The 26,978-nt window shown below is 63.8% G+C and carries 25 protein-coding genes; 17 read left to right on the plus strand and 8 right to left on the minus strand.

Translation table 11 applies throughout. The features are described from left to right. Positions 1–372 (plus strand): RNA-guided endonuclease TnpB family protein (locus BM194_RS10660; RefSeq protein ID WP_143097584.1); only part of this gene is annotated, 372 nt, incomplete at its 5' end. Between the two features lie 243 nt (positions 373–615). After that, entirely contained in the window at positions 616–1,758 is a 1,143-nt protein-coding gene (locus BM194_RS10665; protein WP_092846556.1) for an endonuclease/exonuclease/phosphatase family protein, read from the plus strand. 159 nt (positions 1,759–1,917) lie between these two features. Here BM194_RS10665 and fabF read toward each other — a convergent pair whose 3' ends face one another. After that, on the minus strand, positions 1,918–3,183 hold the full coding sequence (fabF, locus tag BM194_RS10670) for a beta-ketoacyl-ACP synthase II (protein WP_092846558.1): 1,266 nt from the start codon (positions 3,181–3,183) through the stop codon (positions 1,918–1,920). Positions 3,184–3,273: 90 nt separating this feature from the next. Between fabF and BM194_RS10675 the strand changes: the two genes are divergently transcribed. From BM194_RS10675 to BM194_RS10690, 4 genes are all read left to right on the plus strand, one after another. Then, the gene (locus tag BM194_RS10675; RefSeq protein ID WP_092846560.1) at positions 3,274–3,924 is read left to right on the plus strand and encodes a TetR/AcrR family transcriptional regulator; all 651 of its coding nucleotides are present in this window, start codon (positions 3,274–3,276) and stop codon (positions 3,922–3,924) included. Positions 3,925–4,223: 299 nt separating this feature from the next. Then, on the plus strand, positions 4,224–6,422 hold the full coding sequence (gene katG, locus BM194_RS10680) for a catalase/peroxidase HPI (RefSeq protein WP_092846562.1): 2,199 nt from the start codon (positions 4,224–4,226) through the stop codon (positions 6,420–6,422). A gap of 264 nt (positions 6,423–6,686) precedes the next feature. Next, entirely contained in the window at positions 6,687–6,929 is a 243-nt protein-coding gene (locus tag BM194_RS10685) for a type II toxin-antitoxin system Phd/YefM family antitoxin (protein ID WP_092846564.1), read from the plus strand. Next, entirely contained in the window at positions 6,926–7,189 is a 264-nt protein-coding gene (locus BM194_RS10690; RefSeq protein ID WP_092846566.1) for a Txe/YoeB family addiction module toxin, read from the plus strand. Before BM194_RS10685 ends, BM194_RS10690 begins: the two co-directional genes overlap by 4 nt. A gap of 163 nt (positions 7,190–7,352) precedes the next feature. Here the strand turns inward: BM194_RS10690 and BM194_RS10695 are convergent, their stop codons facing one another. The 5 genes from BM194_RS10695 to BM194_RS10715 all read right to left on the minus strand — a co-directional run bounded on the left by BM194_RS10695 (position 7,353) and on the right by BM194_RS10715 (position 14,343). After that, positions 7,353–8,252, minus strand: coding sequence for a hydroxymethylglutaryl-CoA lyase (locus BM194_RS10695; protein ID WP_092846568.1), 900 nt, complete (start codon positions 8,250–8,252; stop codon positions 7,353–7,355). 182 nt (positions 8,253–8,434) lie between these two features. Then, positions 8,435–10,492 (minus strand): acetyl/propionyl/methylcrotonyl-CoA carboxylase subunit alpha, encoded by a 2,058-nt coding sequence (locus tag BM194_RS10700; RefSeq protein WP_092846570.1) that lies wholly within the window; start codon positions 10,490–10,492, stop codon positions 8,435–8,437. Continuing rightward, entirely contained in the window at positions 10,489–11,322 is an 834-nt protein-coding gene (locus BM194_RS10705; protein ID WP_092846572.1) for an enoyl-CoA hydratase-related protein, read from the minus strand. The genes BM194_RS10700 and BM194_RS10705 overlap by 4 nt, the downstream gene beginning before the upstream one ends. Positions 11,323–11,553: 231 nt before the next feature. Then, the gene (locus tag BM194_RS10710) at positions 11,554–13,161 is read right to left on the minus strand and encodes a carboxyl transferase domain-containing protein (RefSeq protein WP_092846574.1); all 1,608 of its coding nucleotides are present in this window, start codon (positions 13,159–13,161) and stop codon (positions 11,554–11,556) included. Between the two features lie 12 nt (positions 13,162–13,173). Continuing rightward, positions 13,174–14,343, minus strand: a complete 1,170-nt coding sequence (locus tag BM194_RS10715) for an isovaleryl-CoA dehydrogenase (protein ID WP_092846576.1) — start codon at positions 14,341–14,343, stop codon at positions 13,174–13,176. A gap of 304 nt (positions 14,344–14,647) precedes the next feature. Here BM194_RS10715 and BM194_RS10720 point away from each other — a divergent pair, with 304 nt between their 5' ends. Together BM194_RS10720 and BM194_RS10725 are read left to right on the plus strand one after the other, a co-directional pair. Then, complete coding sequence (locus BM194_RS10720; protein WP_092846578.1) at positions 14,648–15,280, plus strand: DUF1326 domain-containing protein; 633 nt, start codon at positions 14,648–14,650, stop codon at positions 15,278–15,280. Between the two features lie 17 nt (positions 15,281–15,297). Then, the gene (locus BM194_RS10725; RefSeq protein ID WP_092846580.1) at positions 15,298–16,071 is read left to right on the plus strand and encodes a DUF2182 domain-containing protein; all 774 of its coding nucleotides are present in this window, start codon (positions 15,298–15,300) and stop codon (positions 16,069–16,071) included. A 57-nt stretch (positions 16,072–16,128) separates the two neighbouring features. Here BM194_RS10725 and BM194_RS10730 read toward each other — a convergent pair whose 3' ends face one another. Then, the gene (locus BM194_RS10730; RefSeq protein ID WP_092846581.1) at positions 16,129–17,478 is read right to left on the minus strand and encodes a uracil-xanthine permease family protein; all 1,350 of its coding nucleotides are present in this window, start codon (positions 17,476–17,478) and stop codon (positions 16,129–16,131) included. Between the two features lie 74 nt (positions 17,479–17,552). After that, positions 17,553–18,908: an 8-oxoguanine deaminase gene (locus tag BM194_RS10735; protein ID WP_092846583.1), complete on the minus strand. Its 1,356-nt coding sequence runs from the start codon at positions 18,906–18,908 to the stop codon at positions 17,553–17,555. Positions 18,909–19,158: 250 nt separating this feature from the next. On the opposite strand from BM194_RS10735, the gene BM194_RS10740 reads away from it, so the two are divergent. The 9 genes from BM194_RS10740 to BM194_RS10780 all read left to right on the plus strand — a co-directional run bounded on the left by BM194_RS10740 (position 19,159) and on the right by BM194_RS10780 (position 26,967). Beyond that, entirely contained in the window at positions 19,159–19,350 is a 192-nt protein-coding gene (locus BM194_RS10740; protein WP_092846585.1) for a hypothetical protein, read from the plus strand. A gap of 123 nt (positions 19,351–19,473) precedes the next feature. Beyond that, entirely contained in the window at positions 19,474–20,250 is a 777-nt protein-coding gene (locus BM194_RS10745) for an AraC family transcriptional regulator (protein ID WP_092847001.1), read from the plus strand. 160 nt (positions 20,251–20,410) lie between these two features. After that, positions 20,411–21,490 (plus strand): TRAP transporter substrate-binding protein, encoded by a 1,080-nt coding sequence (locus BM194_RS10750; protein WP_092846587.1) that lies wholly within the window; start codon positions 20,411–20,413, stop codon positions 21,488–21,490. Between the two features lie 63 nt (positions 21,491–21,553). Further along, the gene (locus BM194_RS10755) at positions 21,554–22,096 is read left to right on the plus strand and encodes a TRAP transporter small permease (protein ID WP_092846589.1); all 543 of its coding nucleotides are present in this window, start codon (positions 21,554–21,556) and stop codon (positions 22,094–22,096) included. Continuing rightward, positions 22,093–23,370, plus strand: a complete 1,278-nt coding sequence (locus BM194_RS10760; protein WP_092846591.1) for a TRAP transporter large permease — start codon at positions 22,093–22,095, stop codon at positions 23,368–23,370. The genes BM194_RS10755 and BM194_RS10760 overlap by 4 nt, the downstream gene beginning before the upstream one ends. A gap of 7 nt (positions 23,371–23,377) precedes the next feature. Further along, positions 23,378–24,412 (plus strand): histone deacetylase family protein, encoded by a 1,035-nt coding sequence (locus tag BM194_RS10765; protein ID WP_092846593.1) that lies wholly within the window; start codon positions 23,378–23,380, stop codon positions 24,410–24,412. A 35-nt stretch (positions 24,413–24,447) separates the two neighbouring features. Further along, positions 24,448–24,807 carry a RidA family protein gene (locus tag BM194_RS10770; RefSeq protein ID WP_092846595.1) on the plus strand — a complete coding sequence of 120 codons (360 nt, stop codon included), beginning with the start codon at positions 24,448–24,450 and terminating at the stop codon, positions 24,805–24,807. Between the two features lies 1 nt (position 24,808). Next, a complete protein-coding gene (gene lhpI / locus BM194_RS10775) occupies positions 24,809–25,798 on the plus strand; it encodes a bifunctional Delta(1)-pyrroline-2-carboxylate/Delta(1)-piperideine-2-carboxylate reductase (RefSeq protein WP_092846597.1) in 990 nt (329 codons plus the stop codon). Then, entirely contained in the window at positions 25,795–26,967 is a 1,173-nt protein-coding gene (locus tag BM194_RS10780; RefSeq protein WP_092846599.1) for a class II histone deacetylase, read from the plus strand. Before lhpI ends, BM194_RS10780 begins: the two co-directional genes overlap by 4 nt. Positions 26,968–26,978 lie beyond the last annotated feature (11 nt).

Below are 26,978 nucleotides of genomic sequence, written 5' to 3' on the forward strand. Positions count from 1 at the left end.
AACCAAGTCGTCGCTGCGGAAAGTCTGCAAGTGAAGAACCTGCTCAAGAACCGCTCACTGGCGAAAGCCATCAGCAACGTGGGTTGGCATCAGATCACGACGATGCTGGCGTACAAGGCGCAGTGGTACGGGCGTTCTTTTGTCCAGATCGACAAGTTCTACCCTTCGAGCAAGCGTTGCCACGCCTGTGGTCACCTTGCCGACGCCATGCCGCTATCAGTCCGTCAATGGGACTGCCCCGCCTGCGGCACCCGTCACGACCGCGACGTGAACGCGGCGAAGAACATTCTCAAGGCAGGCAAGGCGATTCTCGCCGGCGCTGACAAGCTGCGAGAGCACGAGAACACTACCGCGGGGCACGCGGGAGGTTAAGCCTGTGGAGTCTGTGTCAGTCTCTGCGGGTAATCCCAAGGAGCAACGGACAGTGAAGCAGGAACCTGGACGGCGACAACCAGGAATCCTCGTCTTTCAAGGCGAGGAGGATGTCAAGAAGATTATCTACGTCAGACTCGAAGAAAGCGACAATGACAGGCCTGAGCTTAACGGCCTTGGACAAAGCCGGCCACGCGACCGGGACGTACCAAATTACCGCTGCCGCACGGAAAAAGAGATGTCATGGCTTCAAAGTTCCTTCTGTGGACCATTCGTGTACTGACGTTCTGCATAGCCCTGGTGAGCGTGCTGCCAGAGATCCCCAGCGGTCAGTGGTGGGTCAGGTTGTGGGAGTTCCCACGGCTTCAGCTGGCTTGGGCGCTGCTCCTGCCCTTGGTGCTGCTTGCCGTGCACGCCTGGTGGAAACGCCCACGGAAAGAGCATGCAGTGTGGTTGGGCATAATCCTCGCGGCGGGGATATGGCAGCTATCACATATCCTGCCGTTCACTCCGGTCTGGCAGCCCGAAGTCCCCGACGCTGAAATTCACCCCAACAAGGCCGGGGTGACATTCAAGGTCATGACCGCGAATGTTACCTACACCAACGACCGCTACAGCGAGGTTTTGGAGTTGGTGCAGCATGAGGATCCAGACCTTGTGCTGATGCTCGAAATCAACAGCGAGTGGAACGAGGGGCTGGCACCATTGAATGAACGCTATGCTCATCGGATTGGAGAGGTCCGTGGCGAGGGGCTGGGGATGGTGCTCTGGTCGAAATTCCCGCTACTGAAAAAAGAGATCAAATACCTGGTCTCCGAGCGCCGTCCCTCGATCTTTACGACCCTGGATATACCAGGAATCGGGCCGGTCCGTTATGTCGGTATCCATCCTGTCCCGCCAGGGCTGCGTGACCGGATTGACCGTAACGATCAAACCTCCGAACGTCGCGACAGCCGAGTCCGAGACGCGGAGTTGATGCTAGTCGCCCGTGAGGTTGAAAAGGACGCAGACAACCGCTGGATCGTCACCGGGGACTTCAATGACGTGGCGTGGTCGGATACGACGCAACTGTTCTCTGAACTGACTGACCTGAAGGACCCACGCCGTGGCCGACGGTTGCTGACTACCTATCATGCACAGCGCCCCCTATGGAGATATCCCATCGACCACCTGTTTGTCTCCGATGGCTTCCATTTGGCCGACTTCGGCCGGCAACGGGTGTTCGGCTCCGATCACTTCGCCATTACCGCGACCCTGGCCGTCGCGAATAAGGACATGGCAAAGCCGCGAGCCTCTGATGAGGAAGAAGAGAGGGCGCAGGAAATGGTCGAAGAAGGATTCGAAGACGCTGCTGAGCACGAGGTTAGCTCGTCACCGCGAGATTGAAGCGGTTAGACGGCGAAGGCTGCATTGCTTTATATACAGGTTTATCAAGTGCTCGAAGACGAGCGCGTGATTAAAGTTCTCCGACTATGGAGCCAGGAATAATAGCCGACACGCCTACAGGTCTGTCGAGTCGTGCCGACTATCGACGGAAAGCCAGCGCTACACCTTGCTGACGATCAGCGCGGCATTGACCCCGCCAAAGCCAAAACCGTTGCACAGCACATGCTGTGTCGAGTGTTCGCGTGCCGACTCCGAGACGAAGTCCAGGTCCTGAATATCCTCATCGACGTTTTCCAGATTCAGGGTCGGTGGCAGCCGGTCGTGCATGGTCGCCAGGGCGGAGAAGATGCTCTCCACGCCGCCGGCGGCACCGAGCATATGGCCGGTGGCCGACTTGGTTGCGGAAATCGGAATGCCGGCGAGGGCGTCGCCAAAGGCATTGCGCAGGGCGGCGATCTCGGCCCGGTCGCCGACTGGCGTCGAGGTGGCGTGGGCATTGATATGATCGATTGCCTCGGGAGAGAGCCCTGCCATCTTCAGCGCTGCGCGGATGGCCGCCGCGGCTCCTGAGCCGTCTTCCGGGCCGGCGGTGATGTGATAGGCATCGGCGCTGGTGCCATAGCCACTTAGCACCGCCAGGGGCGTTGCCCCGCGTGCCTCGGCATGGGCCAGGGTTTCGATCACCAGCAGCCCTGCGCCTTCGCCCATGACGAAGCCGTTGCGAGCCTGATCGAAAGGGCGCGATGCCTTGGTGGGGTCGTCCTGTTCGGTGGAGAGCGCCTTCATGGCGTGAAAGCCGGCCAGCGACAGCGGGTCGATACAGGCCTCGGCGCCACCCACCAGCGCCACATCGGCTTCGCCACTACGTATCAGGCGCATGCCATCGCCGATAGCCTGAACACCCGCCGCACAGGCGGTTACCGGGCAGCCCAGCGGCCCGCGAAAGCCATAGCGAATCGACACATTGCCTGCCGCCAGGTTGGCCAGGAAAGCCGGCACGGTGAACGGCGAGAGCCTGCGGTGGCCGCGCGTCGACAGGGTGTTCTGCGCCTGGGTGATGGTAGGAAAGCCGCCGATGCCGGAACCGACAATGGTCGCGGTGGCCAGACGTTCCGCATCGCTGGTCGGAAACCAGTCGGCCTGGGTCAGCGCCTCTTCGGCGGCGGCCATGGTGTAGAGACTGAACAGTTCCAGCTTGCGCCGCTCCTTGGCATCGAGCACACGGTCCGGGTCGAGGCCGGCCTCGGGGTCGTCGGCGATGTCGGGCACTGACCCCGCGACCTTGATCGGCAGGTCACCGGTATCGAAACGAGTGATCGGGGAAATGCCCGAGCGGCCGGCAAGAAGGCGCTCCCAGCTCGCCTTGACGCAACAACCGAGGGGACTGATCATGCCCATGCCAGTGATGACGAGCGGTGATTGCATGGTGGTTTCCTGAACGACTTGGGATCGTGCCACGCTAGCACCCGGCTTTATATGATCAAGGTAATATTCAGCGTGGGAGTGTGAATCGCCATGCCCTACTCGACGAACCACAAGGCCAGATCGCGGGAGCGCATTCTCAAGTCCGCTATCGAGCTGTTCAGTCGTAAAGGCTTCGAGAAAGTCTCCATTGGCCAGATCATGAAGCTGGCCAAGATGACCCATGGTGCCTTCTACGCGCACTTCGCCTCGAAGGAAGCGCTCTACCATGCCTCGGTACAGGAAACCCTGGAGAGCAGCCGTGCAGCCAGGCTGGTGAAAGGGCCCTTGTCGGTAAAACACCTGACGGAGCTGGTATCCAATTGCTGGAACCTTCAGGAGCTGGAACGCAAGCACAAGCCGGGACCGGAGACGGTGTTGTTCAACGAGATTGGCAACGAGAATGCCGAGATCCGTACGCTGTTCGAAGCCTCTTATCTTCGCATGAAGAAGATGCTGGAAACCCGCCTCATCGCCCTGAGCCGCCTCAAGAAGCTACCCTTCGAGCCCGACCGCGACGTCATCGCCGATAAATCCCGTGTCATTCTCGCCTCGCTGGTCGGCGCCGTCGCCATCGCCAAGAGCCTGCCCGGTGAACTGGAGCGACAGCACATCCTCAATGCCGCTCAGCGCAATATTCTGCGGATGCTTGGCGTCAATGAAAGCGAACTGGAAAGCATGCTGGGCGACGTGGGCCAGGCCTAGGGCGCAGGGCAACCTCTTCGATTACTGAGCTCAGGGGAAACGGCATCCCCGTGGTCTCCATCAGCGTCTAAATCAGACACTTTTGAGCAAGCTGTTCGCAGCCTAGGTGGTTGCTCTATAGGCTTTTCCTATCACGCCTAAAGCTTCTCTCTTCTTGACGGAGTTGTGCCTGAAACCTTCACTGTTATTTGAGGGTGTACAGGAATTTCCAAGCCGCCAGCATGGGCCTGAGGGTAGTCCGTCACTTCCTTCTTCGGATATTCCTGCGGGCCACAATCTAGTCGAGGAGAATAACTACGATGTCCGATCTGAAGACGAAACGCCCGGAGTGGGCTGCACGCACGACGCCGCGCCTGCAGGGCAACGAGCATTGGTGGCCCGATCAACTTACCCTTCACATTCTGCATCAGAAGCACCCCGACGCGAGCCCGTTCGGCCCCGAGTTCCGCTACGGCGAGGCCTTCTCGAAGCTCGACGTCGATGAACTCACCGCTGATGTCGACGCGCTGATGACCGACTCGCAGGATTGGTGGCCCGCTGATTGGGGCCACTACGGGCCGTTCTTCATACGCATGTCTTGGCACGCGGCGGGCACTTACCGTGCGCTCGACGGCCGTGGTGGCGGCGGCACCGGTGCGCAGCGCTTCGCACCGCTCAATAGCTGGCCCGACAACGGCAACCTGGACAAGGCGCGCCGGCTGCTTTGGCCGATCAAGAAGAAGTACGGCGAGAAGATCTCCTGGGCCGACCTGCTGGTGTTTGCCGGCAACCGCGCCCTCGAAACGATGGGCTTCCGTACCTTCGGCTTCGGGTTCGGTCGCGCCGATATCTGGGCGCCCGAGGACGACATCTACTGGGGCCCCGAGACCGAATGGCTCGCTACCAAGGACGAGCGTTACACTGGTAGCTGGGAAGGCGGTAACCGCGTCCTCGACAACCCGCTTGCCGCAGTCCAGATGGGCCTGATCTACGTCAACCCCGAAGGCCCCAACGGCATTCCGGACGCGATGAAGTCCGCCCAGGACGTACGGGAAACCTTCGCCCGCATGGGCATGAACGACCGTGAGACCGCGGCGCTGACCATTGGCGGCCATACCTTCGGCAAGATGCACGGCAACGGCCCGGCGGAATCCGTCGGCGAGGCCCCCGAAGGCGCGAAGATTCACCAGCAGGGGATCGGCTGGGCCAACACGCACGAGACCGGTCTGGGTGAATACACGGTGACCTCGGGCCTCGAAGGCGCCTGGACGCCGACACCGACCCAGTGGGACAACTCTTACCTAAATACCATCTTTGCCCACCAGTGGGAGGTCAAGAAGTCCCCGGCTGGCGCCAACCAGTGGGAGCCGGTCGAGGTCAAAGAGGGTTATTGGGTGCCCGACGCCCATGTCAAGGGCAAGAAGAACCCGCCGGTGATGAACACTGCCGACATGGCAATGATCACCGATCCGGCCTACCTGGAGATCTGCAAGGAGTTCCACCAGAACCCGGATAAGCTTGCCGATGAGTTCGCCCGTGCCTGGTACAAGCTGCTGCATCGCGACATGGGGCCGCGTGCCCGCTATCTCGGCCCGCAGGTACCCGACGAGGTGCTGGTCTGGCAGGACCCGGTGCCCGAGCAGCAGGGGCCGCTCGTCAATGAGCAGCAAATCGCCACGCTCAAGCAGCAGATCGCCGACTCCGGCCTTAGCGTCAAGCAACTGGTAGGCACTGCCTGGGCTTCGGCCTGCACCTACCGCCAGACCGACCACCGTGGCGGCGCCAACGGCGCACGCATCCGTCTCGAGCCGCAGGCCAACTGGGACGTCAACGTGCGCTCCGGGGTACCTGAGGTGCTCGACCGGCTCGAGCAACTGCGCAGCGACTCCGGCATCAATATCTCGCTGGCCGACATGATCGTGCTGGCCGGCAGCGTCGGGGTCGAAATGGCGGCCAAGGCGGGCGGGCACGACATCACCGTGCCGTTCACCCCGGGCCGCACCGATGCTACCCAGGAAATGACCGAGGTAGATACGCACGCCTACCTGGAGCCGAGGCACGATGCGTTCCGCAACTACATGCAGCCTCAGGCGACCGCTATCCCGGCCGAGCACTTGATGGTCGACCGTGCCTTCATGCTCAACCTCAGCGTACCGCAGATGGCTGCGCTGCTCGGCGGCATGCGCGTCATGGGCATCACCGTCGGTGACAGCGAAGAGGGCATCTTCACCGACCGGCCCGGGCAACTGACTAACGACTTCTTCGCCAATCTCATCGACATGGGCACCGTCTGGGAGCCGGCCGACGAGAGCGAAGAACGCTTCGTCGGCAAGGACCGGGCAACAGGCCAGCAGAAGTGGACCGCCACCCGCGTTGATCTCATCTACGGCTCCAACTCGCAGCTACGTGCTATCGCCGAGGAGTACGCCGCCGACGGTGGCGAGGAGCGAATGCTCGACCGCTTCGTCAAGGGATGGGTCAAGGTCATGGAAAACGACCGTTTCGACCTGCATCGCTGAGGGTTAGACCCGTAGCGCGAGAAGCCTCTCGCTGATGGAACGAACCCCGAAGGCTGGATTCAGCCTTCGGGGTTTTTCATTTTGCAGATCTCAAGAAAGAGGAATTGCTCAGTACCGCCTAATGCTAATGTTTGCGTTGTTCTTAACGTTACGGCTGGTTACCAAAGTCGCCGCTGTACTTCGGAGATATACAAAACGTTCGTCTTGGCGTACGTACCAATGGGCGTACACTTGATTGAAGTTTGAACACGCAAGAGGCTCGTCATGAGGGGAGTCACAGCAACTGAGGCGCGCAGTAACCTTTGTCGGTTGATTGACGAGACCGCCGAGTCCCATCAACTCATCGTCATCATGGGTAAGCGGAACAAAGCTGTTTTGGTATCCGAGGAAGACTGGTCGGCTATTCAGGAGACACTTTACCTGCTCTCCGTACCGGGGATGCGCGAATCTATTCGTGAAGGGATGGACACCTCCGTGGATGAGTGTAATGAGGAGCTGGATTGGTGACATGGAAGTTGGTTTACACCAAGCAAGCCCAGAAAGATGCAAAAAAGCTGGCCTTCAGCGGCCTCAAACCCAAAGCCCAGGAATTGTTGGCGTTGATTTCAGAAGACCCTTACCGCAAGCCGCCTCCGTTTGAGAAGCTTATTGGTGATCTTGCGGGGACCTATTCACGCCGCATCAATATTCAGCGTCGTCTGGTCTACCAAGTGCTCGAAGAGGAGCGGGTGGTGAAAGTCCTCAGGCTTTGGAGCCGCTACGAATAATGCCTGACCAGCCTCTATTGCCGGACAATTTTTCCGCCGTCATGCGGTGCCTGAATTGCCGCAAAGATTTGTGTTAAATCTCTTTCAGCAAAGAGTCATGACCGTGACGCTCAAAGCCCTCGAGCTAGTTCTTGACCCGGGGCTTTTCGTTTCCGCTACGTACTTATTTAGTCGCCAGCGCCACACCCACCTTTGAGCGGTTCGGTCGCCCAATCGCTTGGGTGATCCAGGTGCCGGTTCCCGCCAGCTTGTCCAGATCGATCCCCGTCTCGATTTCCAGCCCATCCAGCAGATACACCACGTCTTCACTGGCCACGTTGCCGGAGGCGCCCTTGGCGTAGGGGCAGCCGCCGAGACCGGCGACGGAGCTGTCCACCACGCTGATGCCTTCTTCCAGCACGGCGTAGAGATTGGCCAGCGCCTGGCCGTAGGTATCGTGGAAATGGGCAGCGAGTTTGTCCATGGGAATGTCTCGGCTCACAGCCTCGATCATGCGCTTGGCCTTGAGCGGGGTGCCGGTGCCGATGGTGTCGCCGAGCGACACCTCATAGCAGCCCATCTGATACAGCGCCTTCGAGACCTCGGCGACCTTGGCCGGGTCAATCTCGCCTTCGTAAGGACAGCCGAGCACGCAGGAGACGTAGCCGCGCACGCGCACGTTGGCCTGCTTGGCGCGTTCCAGTACCGGTTCGAAGCGTTGCAGTGATTCTGCGATCGAGCAGTTGATGTTCTTCTGCGAGAAGGCCTCAGAGGCGGCGCCGAACACGGCGACTTCCTCGACGCCGCATTCCAATGCGGCTTCCAGCCCCTTGAGGTTGGGGGTGAGGGCGGAGTAGACCACGCCGGGGCGACGGGTGAGGCTGGTCATCACTTCGCGGTGATCGGCCATCTGCGGCACCCACTTGGGCGAGACGAAGCTGGCGGCTTCGATATGCCGGATGCCTGACGCGCCGAGGCGGTCGATCAGTTCCAGCTTGGTGGCGGTGCTGATCGGCTCGGGTTCGTTCTGCAGGCCGTCGCGGGGGCCGACCTCGACCAGGCGGACTTGCTTAGGAAATGCCATCCCATTTACTCCGGTTGTCTCCGCTCAACTGATCCTGTCAACGCGGCTTGTCCGTCGACAGGGCTATGCGGAGGCGCTGTAAATCCTTCCTTGGACGCTACATTTGCCATCCCTGGCAAATGACCTCCGCTTCGCCCTGTCCCCGGCGCCGCTAACCTTGGCGCTCTCAGTTTCGCTTCAGCTTATTCAGAAGGAGCGAACTCCACCAACACATCCCCCTGTCCCACCGTATCGCCGGCCTGGAAGTGGAAGCTCTCCACATGGCCGTCGGCGGGGGCGTTGAGGGTGTGCTCCATTTTCATCGCTTCCATGACCATCAGCGGCGTGCCTTTCTCGACGGTCTGGCCGGGCTCGACGAGCAGCGCCACCACGGTGCCGTGCATGGGCGCGGTCAGGGTGGCATCGACTTCATGGTGGCCATGATCGACGGCGTCGAGTCGGCGCCAGAACAGGCGGGTCTCGCCCTGGGCGTCGCCCAGGATGAGGGTGTCGCCGTGGGTGGTACGCTCGGTGCGGGCCAGCAGGCGTCGGCGATGCCCGTCCAGGGTGATCGCCACGGCGTCGCCGTCCAGGCGTTGCAGGCAACCGCTCAGGGTGTCGTCGCCAATGTGCAGATGCCAGTCATTATTGGTCATCGGTTGCTCGGCCCGTACGGTGACGATAGCGACGCTGTCGGCGTCGTCGCTGGCATGGGCCGGGTGAGTGAGGGCGATGCGGATGGCTGCCGGGGCGTTGAGCCGCCAGCCGTCGCGGCGTGCCCAGGGGGAGTCGGCGTTGGCTTCGTCCTGCAGCCGGTCGATGGCGACCAGGGCCGCTGCCGCGTAGGCCTGGGCATCGAGCCGTGGAGCGGCGAACAGGCTGTCGTGGTGATGCTCGATGAAACGGGTGTCGAGTTCGGCCTGCTTGAACGCGGGGTGGCTGGCCAGGCGCTGCAGGAAGGCGCGGTTGGTAATCACGCCGGCCACGTCGAGCGCGCTCAGCGCCCGGTTGAGGGTGGCCAGGGCCTGGTCGCGGTCGTCGCCATGCACGATCAGTTTGGCGAGCATTGGGTCGTAGTGCATCGAGACGGCGTCACCAGCCTCGACGCCACTGTCGAGCCGCACGCGCTCGGCGTCCAGTCCCGCGCCGGCCAGGTCGAGCCCGAAGCGCTCGAGGGTGCCGGTGGCGGGCAGGAAGTCCTGTTCGGGGTCCTCGGCGTAGAGGCGAGCTTCGAAAGCGTGGCCGCTGATCGTCAGGTCATCCTGCGCCTTGGGCAGCGGCAGGCCGGCGGCCACGCGCAGTTGCCATTCGACCAGGTCCTCGCCGGTGATCATTTCGGTGACCGGGTGCTCGACCTGCAGGCGGGTGTTCATTTCCATGAAATAGAAGCGACCATCGGCATCCAGCAGGAACTCGACGGTACCCGCACCTACGTAGCCGATCTCCTTGGCGGCACGCACCGCGGCCTCGCCCATCTCGCGGCGCAGGGCGTCACTCATGCCCGGGGCGGGGGCTTCTTCGAGGACCTTCTGGTGGCGGCGCTGCACCGAGCAGTCGCGCTCGAACAGGTAGACGCCGTTGCCCTGGCTGTCACAGAACACCTGGACCTCGACGTGGCGGGGCTGGGTCAGGTACTTCTCGATCAGCATGCGGTCGTCGCCGAACGCCGCCTTCGACTCGCGGCGGCAGCCATCGAGGGCGGCCTGGAAGTCCTCGCTGCGCTCGACCACGCGCATGCCCTTGCCGCCGCCGCCGGCGCTAGCCTTGAGCAGTGCCGGGTAGCCGATGCGGTCGGCCTCGGCCTTCAGGTGCTCATCGGCCTGCTCATCGCCATGGTAGCCGGGCACCAGTGGCACGCCGGCGGACTCCATGCGCGCCTTGGCGGCGGACTTGTCGCCCATGGCGGCAATTGCGCTGGCCGGTGGGCCGACGAAGACGATGCCGGCCTCTTCGCAGGCGGCGACGAAGGCGGCATTCTCGGAGAGGAAGCCGTAGCCGGGGTGGATGGCGTCGGTGTTGGTGCGCCGGGCCGCTTCGATCACGGCGTCGATGGCTAGGTAACTCTCGCGTGCCGGGGCCGGGCCCAGGCGAACGGCCTCGTCGGCCTCACGCACGTGGCGGGCGTCGGCATCGGCGTCGGAATAGACCGCCACGCTCTTGAGGCCCAGGCGGCGGGCGGTGCGGATCACGCGGCAGGCGATCTCGCCGCGGTTGGCGACGAGGACCGTCGCAAGCGGCTTGGGGGCGTTGGCGAGGCTCATGCACCCGGCTCCTTGTCGTTGTCTTGTTGGGGCTTCCAGGCGGGCGGGCGCTTGTCGAAGAACGCGCCCAGGCCTTCCTGGCCCTCTGCACTGACGCGCAGCTTGCTGATGACCTGGCAGCAGCGTTCTCGGGTCGCGTCGCTGTCGGGGGCGCGGGCCACCTCGGCGAGCAGGGCCTTGGTGGCGCGGCTGGCCTGGGGCGAGGCGTCGAGCAGGGTGTTCACGTATACCGCGACGCGCTCGTCGATTTCCTGCTTGCCGGTGACTTCGTGGACCAGCCCCAGCGTCTGGGCGGTGGTCACGTCCATGACCTCGGCAGTCAGCGCGTAGCGGCGCATCTGGCGGCTGCCGATGGCACGCTGTACGTAGGGGCTGATGACCGCCGGTGACAGGCCGATCCTGACCTCGGAGAGGCAGAAGCGCGCCGCCTCGGAGGCGATGACCAGGTCGCAGCACGCCGCGAGCCCGACGGCACCGCCGTAGGCTGCGCCCTGCACGCGACACACGGTCGGGCAGGGCAGGGTGTCGAGGCAATGCATCAGGCGCGACAGCTCGCGGGAGTCATCGAGGTTGGCATCGACGCTGTACTCGACCATGCGCTTCATCCAGTTCAGGTCGGCCCCGGCGGAGAAGTGTTTGCCTTCCGAGCCCAGCACCACCACACGCACCTCGCCTTGCTCGGCCAATTCGTGCAGGCGTTCGAGATGGCGGTTGAGCTCGGCAATCAGGGCATCGTCGAAGGCGTTGTGCACGTCGGGGCGCGCCAGGGTCAGCCAGGCGACGCCGCGCTCGTCGATGTTCAGCTTGGAATAACTTGATGTATCAGCCATGTTTGTCTCTCTTCCGGCTAGTCCCACTCACAGCGCGCGGCTTACCCGGGAACATGAACCGCGAAGACGCTGTAAATCCTCCCTTGGACGCTCCATTTTTCATCTGACCGCCATGGATGGCGGAAATGCCGGAATAGAAAGGATCATTTTCCGGCCCTGAAAAATGAGCTTCGCTTGTTCCTGTTCCCGGTGCCGCTCACGTAGGCCTTGCTTTCGGGCCTTATGGGCCGGTCACATCCGGAATACGCCGAAGCGCGTCTCTTCCACGTCTGCATTCATTGCCGCTTCCAGCGCCAGCCCCAGCACGTCACGGGTCTGCAGCGGGTCGATCACGCCGTCGTCCCACAACCGGGCGCTGGCATAGTACGGGTGGCCCTGACGCTCGTACTGCTCGCGGATCGGGGCCTTGAAGGCGGCTTCGTCGTCGGCGCTCCACTCGCTGCCGTCGCGTTCGTACTGGTCGCGCTTGACCTGGGCCAGCACGTTGGAGGCCTGGTCGCCGCCCATCACCGAGATTCGCGCGTTGGGCCACATGAACAGCAGATTGGGGTCGTAGGCGCGACCGCACATGCCGTAGTTGCCGGCACCGAAGCTGCCACCGATCAGTACCGTGAACTTGGGCACCTTGGCGCAGGCCACCGCGGTGACCAGCTTGGCGCCGTGCTTGGCAATACCCTCCTGTTCGTACTTCGAGCCGACCATGAAGCCAGTGATGTTCTGCAAAAACACCAGCGGAATCTTGCGCTGGGCGCACAGCTCGATGAAATGCGCGCCCTTGACCGCGGACTCCGAAAACAACACGCCGTTGTTGGCGACGATGCCCACCGGGTGGCCGTGCAGGTGCGCGAAGCCGGTGACCAGCGTGTCGCCGTAGTAGCGCTTGAACTCATCGAAGTCTGAGTCGTCGACCAGCCGGGCGATGATCTCGCGCACGTCATAGGGCTTCTTGAGGTCGGTGCCGACGATGCCGTAGATCTCGCGCGGGTCGAGGCGCGGCGGCTTGGATTCCTTCATCGCTGGCTGGCCGCGCTTCTGCCAGTTGAGGCGCGACACGGCGCGACGCGCCAGTTGTAGGGCATGGGCGTCGTTGTCGGCATAGTGGTCGGCCACGCCGCTGACCTTGGCATGCACGTCGGCGCCGCCCAGGTCCTCGGCGCTGATCGTCTCGCCGGTGGCGGCCTTCACCAACGGCGGGCCACCCAAGAAGATGGTGCCCTGGTTGCGCACGATGATCGATTCGTCGGCCATGGCCGGCACGTAGGCGCCGCCGGCGGTGCACGAGCCCATCACCACGGCGATCTGCGGGATGCCTTCGGCGGAGAGGGTGGCCTGGTTGTAGAAGATACGCCCGAAGTGGTCGCGGTCGGGGAACACCTCGTCCTGGTGGGGCAGGTGGGCGCCGCCCGAGTCGACCAGGTAGATGCACGGCAGGCGATGCTTGCGGGCAATCTCCTGGGCGCGTAGGTGCTTCTTCACCGTGAGCGGAAAGTAGGTGCCGCCCTTGACCGTGGCGTCGTTAGCGACGATCACGCACTCGACGCCGCTCACCCGACCGATACCTGCCACCACGCCGGCGGCGGGCACCTCGGTGCCGTAGACCTCATGGGCGGCCAGCGCGCCGATCTCGAGAAAAGGTGCACCCTCGTCGAGCAGGTGGTCGATGCGGTCGCGCACGAACAGCTTGCCGCGCGATTCGTGGCGTTCGCGGGCCTTGTCGCCGCCGCCCCGGGCAATGCTCGCGGTCAGCGTGTGCAGCCGCTCGACCTCGGCGCGCATCGCCGCCTCGTTGGCCTGGAAGGCCTCGGTGCGCGGATTGATCTGGGTCGTCAGAATAGCCATGTGTCGTCGCCCTTATGCTGATTCCGAAAACAGCTCGCGCCCTATTAGCATGCGGCGAATCTCGCTGGTGCCGGCCCCGATCTCGTACAGCTTGGCGTCGCGCAGCAGGCGACCGGTGGGGTACTCGTTGATGTAGCCATTGCCGCCGAGCAACTGGATGGCGTCGAGCGCGATCTGGGTGGCCTTCTCGGCACAGTAGAGGATCACGCCGGCGGCGTCCTTGCGCGAGGTCCGGCCGCGGTCGCAGGCGCCGGCCACGGCATACAGGTACGCGCGGCAGGCGTTCAGCGTGGTGTACATGTCGGCGACTTTGCCCTGCACCAGCTGGAACTCGCCGATGGCCTGGTTGAACTGCTTGCGTTCGTGAATGTAGGGCACAACCACGTCCATGGCCGCCTGCATGATGCCGATGGGGCCGGCGGCGAGTACGGTGCGCTCGAAATCCAGCCCGCTCATCAGCACCTTGGCGCCGCGATTCTCCTCGCCGAGGATGTTCTCGGCCGGCACTTCGCAATCCTCGAACACCAGCTCGCAGGTGTTGGAGCCGCGCATGCCCAGCTTGTCGAGTTTCTGCGCGGTGGAGAAACCGGCAAAGTTCTTCTCGATGATGAACGCCGTGATGCCCTTGGAGCCCGCCTCGGGGTCGGTCTTGGCGTAGACCACCAGCACGTGGGCGTCCGGGCCGTTGGTGATCCACATCTTGTTGCCGTTGAGCACGTACTTGTCGCCGCGCTTCTCGGCACGCAGCTTCATCGACACCACGTCGGAGCCAGCGCCGGGCTCGGACATCGCCAAGGCGCCGACGTGCTCGCCGCTGATCAGCTTGGGCAGGTACTTGGCTTTCTGCTCGGCATTGCCGTTGAGCTTGATCTGATTGACGCACAGGTTGGAGTGCGCGCCATACGACAGGCCCACCGAGGCGCTGGCCCGCGAGATTTCCTCCATGGCGATGCAGTGAGCGAGATAGCCCATGCCGCTGCCGCCGTCCTCCTCGGGCACGGTGATGCCAAGCAGGCCCATGTCGCCGAGCTTCTGCCACAGGTCGTTGGGAAAGACGTTGTCGTGATCGATCTGTGCAGCGCGTGGGGCAATCTCGTCGCGGGCAAAGGCGTTGACGTGATCGCGAAGCATGTTCAGCTCGTCGGGAAGGCCGAAGTCGAGGGGCGCGTAGGGGGCGTGCATGTTGAAGCTCCTGAGTCTTGTTGATTCGCAAGCCATGGCTGCTGGTGCGGATACGCGGCCTGCGATCCGTCATGTCAGGAGCATAGGAGGGGTTTACGTTAACGTAAAGTAGAGCTTTGGTCGCACGACCAGTCGACCTGTTGCTTGACGAAGGTCAGGTTTGGGAAAGCGGGGTCGATCATCGACCAAGTGTCGAAACTACACTGACGTTGATGGGTGCAAGGCCCATCAATCTACACAACAACATGCTCCGACTTCGCCGGGCCCTGGACGACTCGACTTTCCGTCGGGGGAGGTTTCGATCATGGCACAGGTAGATTGGCGTCTCGAAGGGGAGTGGCTCAAGAACTGCAACTGCGCGTTCGGTTGCCCGTGCGATTTCAATGCCCCGCCGACCCACGGTGAATGCTGGGGGCTCGTGGGCATGCACATCACCAAGGGGCATTACGAAAGCACCCGCCTGGATGACCTGTTCTTCGCCGTCGTGGTGCAGTTCCCTGGGCCTTTGCACGAAGGCAACGGCCAGGCACAGCCGATCATTGATGAACGCGCCAGTCCCGAGCAGCGTGAGGCGTTGTTCGAGATCATGTCGGGAAAGCACTCTGCAGAGGGAACGCTATTCCATATCTTCAGCATTATCGTAAGCACCATGCACGACCCGATATTCGCACCGGTGTCGTTCGAGTTCGATGAGGAGGCTCGGACCGCCCGCCTGTCGATTCCTGAAGTACTCGAGACAGAGGTAGTGCCGATCCGCAATCCGGTGACCGACAAGCCTCACCGTATCCAGGTCGTCATGCCGGAAGGGTTCGAGCACATCAAGGGCGAGGTTGCCAGCGCCACTATCAAGAGCAACGGGGCAATTGCGTTCTCCACCCAGGGGTCACATAGCACGCTGGCGCATGTCGTGCAGACGCCCGAAGGGGTTGAGGCCTAGCCCAGGCGAGATCGGCCATGGCGATATCGGTAGTCGAAAGGGCGCTGCGGCACGATCGTGTCCTCATGGCATCCGCGCTGTTGATCGTCGTCGTCCTGTGCTGGGCCTATCTGCTGTCTGGCGCCGGGGTGATGACGGGGATGGCGGACAGGATGGGCATGGCGCCAGTCGCGTGGACGCCGGCTCACGCACTGATGATATTCGTGATGTGGGCGATCATGATGGTGGCGATGATGCTGCCTGGCGCGGCACCGATGCTCCTGCTTTTCTCGAGCGTAGCTCGAGCGCGGCAGTCCCCGGTGCGGCACATGCTACTGTCGGGGACGTTTGCGCTGGGTTACGTCGCGGTCTGGTCGGCGTTCAGCGTGGCCGCTGTTGGTCTGCAATTCATTCTGGAGCGCGCCGCGCTACTGTCGCCGATGATGCAAACCACGAGCACCTTGATGGCGGGGGTGGTACTGGTCGCGGCGGGCGTTTACCAATGGACGCCGCTCAAGCAGGCCTGCCTCAGGCACTGTCGTTCACCGCTGGAATTCGTGCTCACGCAGTGGCGCGAGGGGCCGCGTGGCGCGTTAATGATGGGCTTGCATCACGGTGGGTACTGTCTCGGCTGTTGCTGGGTGCTCATGCTGTTGCTGTTCGTCGGCGGCGTCATGAACCTGGCCTGGATCGCCGGGCTCGCGCTGCTGGTGCTGGCAGAGAAGCTGCTGCCTGCCGGGACTTGGGTGGGTCGGGCAACCGGGGCTGTACTGGTACTGTGGGGCGGCGGCGTGCTGTTCACGCTCCTTTGAGAAACCAACGAACTGGCCCCGATGCAGTCACCGGGGCCAGCCAGACGAGAGAGTGGATCAGACGTCGTTACGCATCGACTTTTCGCTGTGCGGCAGGATCAGGTTGAGCACGATGGCCACCAGCGCGCCCGGGATCAGGCCGGACTCAATGATTGCCTTGACGTTATCGGAATAGCCGGCGTACAGCCCTTCCTGGGCCGGCAGGCCGAGCGCGGTGGCCAGTGCCAGGGCCAGGATCAGCATATTGCGCTTGTTGAAGTCGATGCCGCTGAGCATCTTGATGCCGGCGCTGGCGATCATGCCGAACATGATCAGCACCGCGCCGCCGAGCACCGCATTGGGAATGCCCGAGATCAGCCCGCCCAGTTTGGGGAACAGGCCGGCAATCACCAAAAAGGCACCGCCGATGGCGACCACGAAGCGGCTGACGACACCGGTCAGTGCCACGATGCCCACGTTCTGGCTGAAGCTGATCTGCGGAAAGGCGTTGAAGATCGCCGCGAAGACACTGGCCAGGCCGTCGGCCATCACGCCGCCGGAGAGTTCCTTCTCGGTGGGTTCGCGGTTGGCACCGCCGACCGTGGTGCCGACGATGTCACCGATCGACTCGGCGCAGGTGACCACGGCGAGCAGCACCACCGGCAGGATGGCGCTCAGGTGAAATTCCACACCGATGGCGAAGGGCACCGGCAACGAGAACCAGTCCGCCTTGCCCACACTGGAGAAGTCCACGTAGCCGAACACCACGGCGACGATGAATCCCACCACCAGACCGACCAGTGGCGCGGTTTCCGACCAGATGCCGCGTCCGAACTGGTGCAGGCCGATGGTGATCGCCATGACCAGACCGGCCAGCAGCAGATGGTGCAGGGCGCCGAAATCCGGAGCGCCAAAGCCGCCGCCGACATACGCAAAGCCCACCGGCATGAGCAGCGCGCCGATCATGATCACGAACGCGCCGGTCACCACCGGCGGGAACAGGAAGCGCACATAGGGCAGGAACAGTCCCACCAGGGCCATTGCCACACCCCCGCACAATGCCGCCCCCAGCGCGGCCGGCACACCCATGCCCACGGCGATGGGAATCAGCACCGGCACGAAGCCGAAGCTGGTGCCCATGACGATCGGCAGGCGGGCGCCGATCGGGCCGAGGCCCAGCGATTGCACCAGCGTGGCGACCCCGGCGACGAACATCGCCGCCTGGATCATCATCGTCGTCTGGGCCTCCGACAGGCCTGCCGCGCCAGCGATGATGATCGGCACGGTAACGTTGCTGACGAACATCGCCAGGACATGCTGGATCCCCAGCGGAATGGCGCGCCCCACGGGCGGCATGGCATTGACGTCATGGGTACTGCGGACCCTCGGGGGATCGGCCTGCAGCTGCTCGGAGGCGGGAGTGGACATCGTGACTCTCCATTGTTGTTTTCAAGGCGTTGTTGAAGTGGGTCGCAATGCAACATTCAGGCCGCATCGCGAAACTACAGGGCGGCGCGCAATCGGCGTGCCGCCTCGTCATGCTTGGCCATCAATGCCTCGAGATCGATATCGCAGGGCAGGGCGTCGATCACTCGCCAGCGCCCGGCGACCATCACCCGGTCGGCACGATGCGCCCCGCACAGCAGCAGGGCAGCCAGGGGGTTTTCCGCGCCAGAAAAGCGCAATTCGTCCAGCCGGAACAGCGCCAGGTCGGCCTGCTGGCCGGGCTCCAGGCCGCCGATGTCGTCACGCCCCAGGCAACGCGCGGAACCTCGCGTGGCCCAGCGAATCACGGCTTCGTGAGTCAGCTCGCCCGGCGAGTAGCGCAGACGGCCGAGTAGCATGGCCTGGCGCATCTCCTCGGCCAGGTTGGAATGGTCGTTGGAGGCCGAGCCATCCACCGCCAGCCCGACCGGGGCGCCGGCCGCCTCGAGTTCCAGCGTGCGGCACATGCCCGAGCCCAGCACCATGTTCGATGACGGGCAATGCGCGATGCCGGTGCCCGCGCGGCCCAGGCGCTGCACCTCGTCGTCATTGAAATGGATGCCATGGGCCAGCCAGGTGCGGTTCGACAGCCAGCCGCAATCTTCCAGGTAATCCAGCGGGCGCATGCCGAACAGGCGCTGGCAGTAGCCGGTCTCGTCCTCGGTTTCCGCCAGGTGGGTATGCAGGCGCACATCATGAGAGTCGGCCAGACTGGCACTTTCCTGCATCAACTCGCGGCTGACCGAGAACGGCGAGCAGGGCGCCAGGGCCAGGGTGACCATCGCCCCCTCGCCACGCTCGTGGTAGCGCTCGATCAGGCGCTGGCTGTCGTCGATGATCGTTTGCTCGTCCTGCACCACCGACTGGGGCGGCAGCCCGCCGTCGTCGCGTCCGACACTCATCGAGCCCCGGGTCAGCGCGGCGCGCACGCCCAGGCGCCGGGCCGTCTCGACCTGCTGGTCGATGGCGTTGAGCAGCGCGCCCGAGAACACATAGTGATGGTCGGCCACCGTGGTGCAGCCGGACATCAGCAATTCGACCATGGCCAGTTCGCTGGCCAGCGCCAGTTGCGACTCGTCCAGGTTGGCCCATACGTCATAGAGCGTGGTCAGCCAGGGGAAGAGTTCCTTGTTGAGCGCAGGGGAGTAGGCGCGGGTCAGCGTCTGGTAGAAGTGATGATGCGTATTGACCAACCCCGGCAGCAGCACGTGCCGCGACGCATCGAACGTCGCATCCACTGGCTGGCTGGGCTGCCCTCCGGCGGGAACGGCCTCGACGATGCGTGATCCGGCCACCACTACGCCGCCAGCGGCGCGTTCGTCGGCGCAGGCCAGCGGGTGGCGGATCCATAGGGTCTGTGCAGTCTCGGTCATGGGGCCTCCTCGGCATGGTAACGGTGACACCTCCTTCATGCTTTCAATGCCGAAGGGTTACCCGCTTGACTGCGGTTCAGGTGCCTTGCTGGATGCCGGAGGTGTATTGTTTTGTGTACTGAAGTTGTATACCAAAATTGTCCATCATGGTATCGATTGTCAATAGATACCCGGCATTTGCCGATGCAACTTACGTAGGGGGCACTTTTTCTTTAAGCTTCATGACTGCCACGAAAAAGAAGGAGGAGCCATGCGCCCGCTTTTACTGATTGCCGCAGTACTTTCCCTGGGTATTGTCGTGAGTGGTTGCAGCTATACCCCAGCGCGTATCGATCCTGAACCGATCATCGAGGTAGGTGACGGGCATCATGACCATCGCGACTATGACCATGACAGGGGCGGTTTCTGTCCGCCGGGCCAGGCCAAGAAAGGACGTTGCTGAACGGTGTCGTTGAGCTGACCCGGGGCGGCCGGGCTGGCCGCCCCGCATGAGGCTTTCGCTCTGCGGTTTCTCGGCGTATGGTTGAGAGAACGCATCTCAACGGCCATCGATAACAACAAGATCATGTCCTTCTTCAATTTGCGTGCCTGCAACCTGATGCAGCAATACATTGCCCACGAGCACCCTTACCACCAGTTGATCCTGGCGACCTCGGGCGTTACCGAGCTGCAGATCGAAGGGCGGGGCGAACGCATCACGCGCGAGCGGGGCTGCCTGATCCCCTCGACCTACCACCACGAATACATTGGCGATGGCGCCAATCGCACCTTGGTGCTGGATATTCCGCTCGTCAACCTGGCGATGACGTCGTGTGCCGATGAGGTGGGTCGGCTCTTCGAGCGGCCACGCTTCTTCGAGGTACCTACCTCGCTCTACCAGTTGGCCAGTGGCCTGCTTCCGCAGGTGGAGCAGCACTCGGCGCTGCACACCGAGATCGCCACGCTGATCCTGCGGGCCATCTACCTCAACCTGCACGACGAGGCGCTCACCCTGGCGCCACCGCAACCGCGCGAGCATGCCCGGCTCGATCTCGAGCGCCTGGATGGCTATATCGATGCCCACCTGGCAACGGTGATCGTGGTCGAGGATCTTGCCGCCCAGTGCGCCTTGAGTCCGGGGCATTTCCATGCCTGCTTTCGCGAACTGACCGGCATGACACCGCTGGCCTACGTGCAGCAGCGCCGGCTGGCCCGTGCGCGTGAGCTGGTCGAGTCCAGCGCCCAGCCCATGGGGCACATCGCCTCGCTGGTCGGCTTTCGCGACCAGGGCAGTTTTTCCCGGGCGTATCGGCGCGCCTTCGGTGTCACGCCCTCCCTGCACCGCCGTGGCCTTCATCTCTGACAGGCTCTGACAACGCGTCGGGTGCATCTGGCATGGCGCATCGTCATTGCCGAGCCTGGGGCAAAAACGCCTGAGCTTGGGGCAAGCGCCTTTCCAGCGGTCGGCTTAGGCTCAAGGGCATGCTGCTTTGATCCGTACAACGATAAGGAAGGAAAGGCACATGCATCCGAAGACGCTCCTCACGGTCACTGCCGTCGCGGCGGTGCTTCCGTTGTCCTTTGGCGCCGCGCAAGCCGAGGCCCAGGAATACGAGATGGCCATCGCCACGCTGATTCCCGAAAACCTCACCAACAACAGCATCTATCCGGCCCTGGTCCACTTCAAGGACCTGGTCGAGTCGCGTACCGATGGCGATGTCGCGGTCACTATCTTCGGCGGTGGCCAGTTGGGCTCCGAGGTGGAAACCGGCTCGCAGGTCCAATCCGGCGGACGCGCCTTGCAGTCGACGATCCTCACCTCTGGTGCCATGTCCTCGTTCTACCAGGACTATCAAGCCGTCACGGCGCCATTCTTGTTCGACAACTGGCGCCAGGCCTGGGCGTTCTTCGATGGCGAGTGGTTCGCGAACTTCATGAAGGGCACCATCGATGCCGCCAACATGCGCTACCTGGGTACCTTCGATGACGGTGGCGGTTTCGTGGCCTTCACCAACAACGAGCACCTGATCGAGACCGTCGACGATCTCGAGGGGCTGAACATCCGCACCGAGGAGAACCCGGCCCACGTCGCCACCATGCGCGCGCTCGGCGCTTCCGCCACGCCGCTGCCCTGGGGCGAGCTGATCACGGCACTGGAGACGGGCCTGGCCGACGGCCAGTTCAACGCGCCGGTGATCAATACCACCTACGGCCTGGACGAGGTCACCGACTACACCACGCTGACCGGGCACGTCTACAACAGCGCCAGCTGGGTGGTCAGCGAGGACTGGTACCAGTCGCTGCCCGAGGAGTACCAGCGTGTGATCACCGAGTCCGCGCGCGAGGCCATTGCGCTGAGTCACGGCGCTTCCGGGGCACTGGCGACGGCCAGTTGGCAGAAGTCCTGCGAGCTGTTCGAGAAGTGCTACATCATGCCCGCCGACGAGCGCGCCAAGATGGCCGAGATTGCCCGCCCGGCCTGGAAGGAGTGGATCGTCAACGAGTTCGGCATGGACGAGCAACTGGTCAACGACCTGCTCGCCGAAGTGCAGACGCTGCGTGAAACACTCCCTGAGCAGGCCTACCAGCGCTACGGCCAGTAAGGCTAGCCGCCGCTGTGCCGACCGGCGCGGCGGCGTTTCCCGGACATTTTCCAGGACCGAGCCATGTCGCTATTGAGTGCCGCCCGTCAAGTGAGCGATGGCGTCAATCGGGTCGCCATCGTGCTGTGTGTCGGCTGCGTGCTGGCCATGCTGGCCATCTCGTTCACCGGCTTCCTGTATACCCTGTTCACCGGCGATGCGCTGAGCTGGACCTACTCGCTGGCGCGCCTGTTCCTGCCCTGGATCGGGCTGATATCGACTACCATCGCGTTGCGCTCCGGCGAACACGTGGCCATGACGCTGCTGGTGCGCCTGCTGCCGGCGCCGCTGGTCAAGCTGGCCGCCATCGCCACGCTGCTGGTCATGGCGGGCTTTGCGCTGCTGCTGATCTGGTATGGCTGGGGCTTCTTCCTGAATGCCTCGCAGGTCTACATGGTCTCCGACAACATCCAGATTTCCCGGCACTGGACGGCCATCACCGTGCCGTTGACCGGGGCGATCTTCCTGCTGCATCTCGTGCATGGCTATGACCTGCTCGAGCACTTTGACAACGAGAACGCCCTGATCGACGAGGCGCTCGGCGAGCCCCGGGAGAGCCACTCATGACGCCTGCCATCGTTGCCTTTGTCGTCGTCCTGCTGATTGGCGCGCCGGTCGCCGTGGTCATGGCGGTCTCCGGGGTTGCCGGCAGTTATGCCCTGGGCGGCGAGCGTCTGGTCGGCATCATTGCCGACCGCATGTTCTCCGGCGTCTCGGGCTACATGCTGATTGCCGTACCATACTTCATCTTCACCGCCGAGCTGATGAACCAGGGCGGCCTGACCCAAAAGCTGATCACCTTCAACAACGCCTTGCTGGGGCGCGTGCGCGGTGCGCTGAGTCATGTCAACGTGACCGTATCGCTGTTCTTCGCCGGCCTGACCGGCGCGGCGATCACCGATACCGTGGCCATCGGCAAGATCATGATTCCTGAGATGAAGAAGCAGGGCTACGACGCCGAGTATGCCGCCGCCGTGACCGCCTGCTCATCGATCATCGGGCCGATCATTCCGCCCAGCGTTGTGATGGTCGTCTACGCCACGCTGCTGCGCGATATCTCGGTCATCGACCTGTTCGCCGGCGGCATCCTGCCGGGGCTGCTGATGGCGTTGACGCTGCTGATGACCAGCGTGGTGTTGGCCTGGCTGCGCGGCTATCCCAAGCAGGGTGCGACACCGATCAAGGTAGCGCTGATGGCGTTCTTCTCGGCGCTGCCTGCGCTGCTGGTGCCGTTGATCATTCTCGGCGGCATTCTCTCCGGCATGACCACCATCACCGAGGCCTCCGGTTTCGCGGCGGTGTATGCCATTGCCATCGGCTTTGTCTTCTACCGCAACCTGACACTGCGCAAGGTATGGGACGCCCTGGTGACCACGGTGCGCTTTTCCGGGGTAGTGTTCTTCCTGCTCGCCACCTCGGCGGTGCTCGGCTGGTTCGTCACCCGTTCGGGCATCGCCCGCGACGCGGCGGAACTGATCACCACCATCAGCGATGTGCCGTTCATCCAGATCATGCTGGTGTGCTTGCTGCTGATCGTCATCGGCACGGTCATGGACGTGCTGCCGGCATTGGTGGTCATCGGCCCGGTGGTCGTGCCGGCCATGGTCAGCCTGGGGTTCGATCCGCTGCACTTCGCCATCGTCATGATCGTCACCCTGAACATCGCCAACGTGACGCCACCGGTGGGCATGACGCTGATGACCGCGGCACGTATCGCCCAGGTGCCGTACGAGCGGGCCATCGTTGCCTCGCTGCCGTTCTACGCGGCCTTCATTGCGGTGATCGTGCTGCTGGCGCTGTTCCCGGCGCTGTCGACCTGGATTCCCGGCCTGCTGGATTGAGGTGCCCATGCAATGCTTCTATTCCCCGGCGCAGGATCGCCATGCGCCAGCCACGTTTCTGCTTCGCGGTGCGCCGGCACCCTCGCCGGAACGGCCGGAGCGCGCCGAGCGCCTGGCCGAGGCCCTAGGCGGCCTGGGGCTGCGGCTTTCATCACCCGCGTCCATCGATAGCCCTGGGCTGCGCCAGCGCCTGGAGACGATCCATACTCCGCGCTACCTGCAGTTCCTCGAGACCATCCACGCCCGCTGGCGCGCCATGCCCGGCGCTGCCGAGCTGGTGGCGCCTAACGTGCATCCCGCCGGCGGGGGGCATCATTACCCCGAGCACCCCATCGGGCAGGCCGGCTGGCACCTGCACGACATGGCCTGCCCGATCGGGGCGGACAGTTTCGCCGGCATCTTGGCCAGTGCCGCCAGCGCCGAGGCCGCGGCGGATGCGGTGAAGGGCGGCGAACGTGCGGCCTATGCGCTGTGCCGGCCGCCGGGCCACCATGCCGGCCCCGAGCGGGCGGGCGGCTTCTGCTTCCTCAACAATGCCGCGCTGGCTGCCTGCATCCTTCGCGAACGCTACGCGCGCGTGGCCATCGTCGATGTCGACCTGCACCACGGCAACGGCACGCAGGACATCTTCTATGCGCGTGGCGACGTGTGGACCGGTTCGCTGCATGCCGACCCCAGCGAGTTCTACCCGTTCTTCTGGGGCGGTGCCGACGAGCGTGGCAGTGGCGACGGTGAAGGCGCCAACCTAAATATACCGTTATCTATCGATAGCAATGGCAGAGGTTTTATCGAGGCCCTCGACCGGCTTCTAGAAGGCATGGCCGCATTCCGGCCCGAGGCGCTGATCGTCGCGCTGGGGCTGGATGCGCACAAGGACGATCCGCTGGCTGGACTGGCGCTGGACACCGAAGACTTCACGCCGATCGGCGCACGACTGAACGCGCTCGACCTGCCCACCGTGCTGGTGCAGGAGGGCGGTTACCCAACGCCAAGCCTGGGCAACAACCTGGCGGCGTTCCTGCGAGGCTTCGGTACCACTTGACCCCGCAAGACACATCATCAAAAGGAGACCACGCCATGGGCGTTATTCACTACACCGACGCCGGCAAGCGCATGAGCCAAGTGACCGTGCACAACGGCACCGTCTACCTGGCAGGCCAGGTGCCCCACGATCCGAGTGCCGACATGCAGGGCCAGACCCAACAGGTGCTCGAGACCATCGAGCGACTGTTGGATAACGCCGGCTCCGGCAAGGACCGCCTGTTGTCGGCGACGATCTGGGTCACCGACATGGCCGAATTCGACGCCATGAACGCCGCCTGGGATGCCTGGGTCGCGCCCGGCCGGCCGCCGGTACGTGCCTGTGTCGAGGCACGCCTGGCCAGGCCCGAGTGGAAGGTCGAGATCATGGTGGTGGCCGCGCTGGCGGAGGGCTGACATGCGCATCGTTTCCGCGGAGGAAGTCGCCGCGTCGCTGCCCTGGCTGGCGCTCGTCGACCGGCTCGGGGACACGTTCCTCGAAGGTGTCGAGGCACCGCCGCGCCATCACCATGCCATGCATCGCGACGATGGCGAGGCCACCATGCTGCTGATGCCCGCCTGGGAGCCGGCGGGCTATATCGGCATGAAGATGGTCAACGTCTTCCCGCAGAATGCCGAACAGGGCCTGCCGGCGATCTCGGGGCTCTACGTACTCTGCGAAGGCCGTCATGGCCGGCCACTAGCCTGCATCGAAGGCAGCGAGCTGACCCGACGGCGCACCGCGGCGGCTTCGGCGCTGGCGTCGCGCGCCCTGGCCAGGGAGGACGCCGAATCGCTGCTGATGGTGGGTACCGGCAAGCTTGCCCCGATGCTGATCGAGGCGCATGCCGCCGTTCGCCCGTTACGCCGCGTCCGGATCTGGGGGCGCAACCCGGACAAGGCCGCCAGGCTGGCCCGCGAGTATGCGGATCGCTTCGACTGCGCGGCGGTCGATGACTTGCAGGCGGCGGTGGGCGAGGCAGATATCGTCAGTTGCGCGACGCTTTCCCGTGAGCCGCTGATCCATGGCGACTGGCTGCGGCCCGGCACGCACCTGGACCTGGTCGGGGCGTTCCGGCCCGACATGCGCGAGAGCGACGCCGAGTGCCTGGCCCGCGGCGAGGTGTTCGTTGATACCTATGCCGGAGCGCGTGGCGAGGCGGGCGACATCCATCAGGCTGTTGACGAAGGCCGGTTCCGCTTCGAGGCGATTCGTGCCGAACTGGCTGAACTGCTGCGTGGCGAGCAGCCGGGACGCGACGCCGCCGAAGCTATCACGGTGTTCAAGTCGGTAGGCGCCTCGCTGGAGGACCTCGCCGCCGCCGTCGAGGTCTGGGAGCGGCTTCAGGACAAGAGCCAGGGCAAGGACCCAGGGAAGGATCAAGGCAAGGACGAGGAGACGGCATGACCTCACGCAGTTGCGGCTTCTACTGGCATGAGCGCTGCTTCTGGCACGATCCCGGCGCGATCGGCGTATTCTCGGCGCCCGGCGAGTACCTGCAGCCGCAGCCGGCCTCGGAGAGCCCGGAGAGCAAGCGGCGCCTGAAGAACCTGCTGGAAGTCTCGGGGCTCATCGATGAGCTGACGGTCAGCAAGCCACCGGCGGCGACCCGCGACGACCTGGCGTGCTTTCATACCCCGCGCTATCTCGACGAGCTCGAGGTGGGAAGCCAGCGCGGCTGGGGCGATGCCGGTGAGGGCGCGCCCTACACGGCGGGGAGCCTGGCGGCAGCGCGCCAGTCGGCGGGGCTGGCGATTGCCGCCATCGACGACGTGGCCCATGGGCGCCACCGCACGGCCTACGCGCTGTGCCGCCCCCCGGGGCACCATGCCGAGGCCGATCGCGGGCGCGGCTTCTGCCTGCTGGGTAACATTCCCATCGCACTCAGGCGCCTTCAGAAACACCGCAGCGAATCGACACCACGACGCATCGCCGTGATCGACTGGGATGTTCACCACGGCAACGGTACCCAGTCGGCCTTCTACGACGATCCCGAGGTCTTCAGCGTGTCGATCCACCAGGCGGGCAACTACCCGCTGGATACCGGCGAGTTCGAGGAACAAGGGCAGGGCGATGCCCTTGGCACCACGCTCAACCTGCCGCTGCCACCCGGTTGCGGCATCGGTGCCTATCGCCATGCCCTGCAGCGCCTGGTGTTGCCGGCCGTGACCGCCTTCCAGCCCGAGATGATCGTCATCGCCTGTGGTTACGATGCCTGCGGCAAGGACCCGCTGGGCAAGATGCTGCTCAATAGCGCTGCCTTCGCCGAGATGACCGCCCAGTTCCAGGCACTAGCGGACCAGTTCTGCCAGGGGCGCCTTGTCATGATCCACGAAGGTGGCTATTCGGAGGGCTATGTGCCGCTGTGCGGCCATGCCGTGATCGCGACCCTGGCTGGCAGCCGTACTAACGTTCACGACCCGCAAAATGCCGAGATCGCGGCGTGGAAGTATCAATCCCTGCAGCCGCATCAGCGTGAGCTGATCGAGTCGTGGCGACAGGGCTGGGCACGTTACGGCAGCTTGAGCGAGGCCGATGCCCAGGTGGCATCATGTTGTGATATACACACGCGTTGACGACAAGGATA

The organism is Modicisalibacter xianhensis, from assembly GCF_900113605.1.
In the GTDB taxonomy this organism is placed as follows: domain Bacteria; phylum Pseudomonadota; class Gammaproteobacteria; order Pseudomonadales; family Halomonadaceae; genus Modicisalibacter; species Modicisalibacter xianhensis.

Excerpts from the sequence above, each read along its gene's own strand:
- BM194_RS10740 (WP_092846585.1), top strand. The coding sequence starts at position 19,159 with ATGCGCCCGCTTTTACTGATTGCCGCAGTACTTTCCCTGGGTATTGTC.
- BM194_RS10730 (WP_092846581.1), bottom strand. The coding sequence starts at position 17,478 with ATGTCCACTCCCGCCTCCGAGCAGCTGCAGGCCGATCCCCCGAGGGTC.
- BM194_RS10685 (WP_092846564.1), top strand. The coding sequence starts at position 6,687 with ATGAGGGGAGTCACAGCAACTGAGGCGCGCAGTAACCTTTGTCGGTTG.
- BM194_RS10665 (WP_092846556.1), top strand. The coding sequence starts at position 616 with ATGGCTTCAAAGTTCCTTCTGTGGACCATTCGTGTACTGACGTTCTGC.
- BM194_RS10675 (WP_092846560.1), top strand. The coding sequence starts at position 3,274 with ATGCCCTACTCGACGAACCACAAGGCCAGATCGCGGGAGCGCATTCTC.
- BM194_RS10700 (WP_092846570.1), bottom strand. The coding sequence starts at position 10,492 with ATGAGCCTCGCCAACGCCCCCAAGCCGCTTGCGACGGTCCTCGTCGCC.
- BM194_RS10780 (WP_092846599.1), top strand. The coding sequence starts at position 25,795 with ATGACCTCACGCAGTTGCGGCTTCTACTGGCATGAGCGCTGCTTCTGG.
- BM194_RS10755 (WP_092846589.1), top strand. The coding sequence starts at position 21,554 with ATGTCGCTATTGAGTGCCGCCCGTCAAGTGAGCGATGGCGTCAATCGG.
- BM194_RS10725 (WP_092846580.1), top strand. The coding sequence starts at position 15,298 with ATGGCGATATCGGTAGTCGAAAGGGCGCTGCGGCACGATCGTGTCCTC.
- BM194_RS10770 (WP_092846595.1), top strand. The coding sequence starts at position 24,448 with ATGGGCGTTATTCACTACACCGACGCCGGCAAGCGCATGAGCCAAGTG.
- BM194_RS10745 (WP_092847001.1), top strand. The coding sequence starts at position 19,474 with ATGTCCTTCTTCAATTTGCGTGCCTGCAACCTGATGCAGCAATACATT.
- fabF (WP_092846558.1), bottom strand. The coding sequence starts at position 3,183 with ATGCAATCACCGCTCGTCATCACTGGCATGGGCATGATCAGTCCCCTC.
- BM194_RS10715 (WP_092846576.1), bottom strand. The coding sequence starts at position 14,343 with ATGCACGCCCCCTACGCGCCCCTCGACTTCGGCCTTCCCGACGAGCTG.
- BM194_RS10765 (WP_092846593.1), top strand. The coding sequence starts at position 23,378 with ATGCAATGCTTCTATTCCCCGGCGCAGGATCGCCATGCGCCAGCCACG.
- BM194_RS10695 (WP_092846568.1), bottom strand. The coding sequence starts at position 8,252 with ATGGCATTTCCTAAGCAAGTCCGCCTGGTCGAGGTCGGCCCCCGCGAC.
- katG (WP_092846562.1), top strand. The coding sequence starts at position 4,224 with ATGTCCGATCTGAAGACGAAACGCCCGGAGTGGGCTGCACGCACGACG.
- BM194_RS10705 (WP_092846572.1), bottom strand. The coding sequence starts at position 11,322 with ATGGCTGATACATCAAGTTATTCCAAGCTGAACATCGACGAGCGCGGC.
- lhpI (WP_092846597.1), top strand. The coding sequence starts at position 24,809 with ATGCGCATCGTTTCCGCGGAGGAAGTCGCCGCGTCGCTGCCCTGGCTG.
- BM194_RS10760 (WP_092846591.1), top strand. The coding sequence starts at position 22,093 with ATGACGCCTGCCATCGTTGCCTTTGTCGTCGTCCTGCTGATTGGCGCG.
- BM194_RS10720 (WP_092846578.1), top strand. The coding sequence starts at position 14,648 with ATGGCACAGGTAGATTGGCGTCTCGAAGGGGAGTGGCTCAAGAACTGC.
- BM194_RS10750 (WP_092846587.1), top strand. The coding sequence starts at position 20,411 with ATGCATCCGAAGACGCTCCTCACGGTCACTGCCGTCGCGGCGGTGCTT.
- BM194_RS10710 (WP_092846574.1), bottom strand. The coding sequence starts at position 13,161 with ATGGCTATTCTGACGACCCAGATCAATCCGCGCACCGAGGCCTTCCAG.
- BM194_RS10735 (WP_092846583.1), bottom strand. The coding sequence starts at position 18,908 with ATGACCGAGACTGCACAGACCCTATGGATCCGCCACCCGCTGGCCTGC.